This is a genomic window from Gluconobacter thailandicus F149-1 = NBRC 100600, from assembly GCF_000964465.1.
Lineage (GTDB): Bacteria > Pseudomonadota > Alphaproteobacteria > Acetobacterales > Acetobacteraceae > Gluconobacter > Gluconobacter thailandicus.
The window spans coordinates 1-1,463 of sequence record NZ_BANH01000075.1 but is presented as its reverse complement, the minus strand read 5'-3'; the positions used below and the strand labels follow the sequence as shown (position 1 = coordinate 1,463).

The following is a 1,463-nucleotide window of genomic DNA, read 5'->3' as shown; positions in this document are numbered from 1 at the left end:
GGAGGTGGACGTGCCCGACAGAGCGCAAGTTCAGCTCTGGTCCTTAAAAATCGTCGGTCTACGCATTCCCTGAGGGGATGAATTGCGGTGATGGCACCTTCTTGGTTCTCCCTTATAAGAATACTAAAAACATTAGAAAGCTGCCGTTTTTCTGGATTTACGAATGATGTACGGCGTGTCTTGGGAAGAATGTTCTGACGTCCGTGAATACAGAACTGCAAGTCGGCGATCCTAAGTGTCGTCCACTCATCGGTCAGCGTCAGCTGCTTTAAATTAATGTGCCACTTCGAAATCTCATTGAGGGAGGGCTCTGCAAAAGCGCGAAGAAGAAACAGGATACTTGCCGGGTTTTTTAAGTCCTCGCGGTCTTTCAAAAGACGTCTGGCTTTGAACAGACGGTTGTTAGAAAGATGTGACAGCTTTGAATTGCCATAATCTCTTTTATAAAAATGATCCCAGAAAGTCAGGAAGCCCGCCTTCAAACCAATAAATTTGATCTCACAAAAGGTCTCATCATCCTCAAGGCAGAAGTCTCTCAGGAGATATGCCAAAGCTCCGTCATGATCATAGATTTCTTGAAAAGCTTCATCTCCGTGCTTTTCATCATTGATAAAGAACTTCCAGACTGTTTCCCTGATGAAACCTTCATGGATAGGATTACAGTACAGGCTTAAATGAATATGAGGAGTTTCATCTTTATGAAGATGAATTTTCTTAACACCAAGAACGATTATTCCCTCCGCCTGGAGGATTTCCATAATCTTCTTCCACCTGTCGCGTATTTCTGCCATAGCGACTTCGTAGCTTGTTTTGCGGAACTCCGATGGCAGAGTAAGTGTCAGGAAAAACCCCTTATATAATAAAATATCGATTGAGCTATGTTTTATAAGTTTTGCTATGAGGTTAAATTTTGCACGTCGAATATTTTTTCTATATTGAGCATTTTCGTATGCACTGATCTTTTTCCCAGATTCCGTTTTCTTTACGATATAGGACTCTGCTCTCGCGACTTTTCTGGAATTGAATTCCTGTTCAACCGCATCTTCAGGAACAGGTATATTCAGATAACGCCTGATATTCCGTCTGACTTTTTTGGATTTCCTACCCCAACGTTTCCGACTTTCCTTCAATGAAGGATCTGAAAATTGCCAGGGTTCCAAGCCTAAGTAAGAAGACATGTACAGTAGTCTTTCGGTTTCGCGATCAAACCCCGCAAAAATTTTCAAGATCTCTTTGCAAACATCCAGTTTTTCGGGGGCCTCTACTCCAGCCTCTAAAACTGTTTTGTAAGCAAGGTTAGCCAGTCGCTCCTGATAAAACGGATGGAGTGCTCGGAGTGGCTGCTCAATCTTATGGCTATATTCCTTTAAGACAGGAGCCAACGTTTCATACGAGAAAGACATGATCGCATTCATCCATCTCCGGCTGATGCGGGCAGGCGAGATGCGAGGTTCATGTCATTG

1 protein-coding gene is annotated in these 1,463 nt (G+C 43.2%); it reads right to left on the bottom strand.

Annotated features, from left to right (window positions below; all coding sequences use genetic code 11):
- On the bottom strand, nucleotides 1–1,415 hold a 1,415-nt coding region (locus tag B7444_RS14755), incomplete at its 3' end, for a replication endonuclease (RefSeq protein ID WP_048855209.1).
- Nucleotides 1,416–1,463 lie beyond the last annotated feature (48 nt).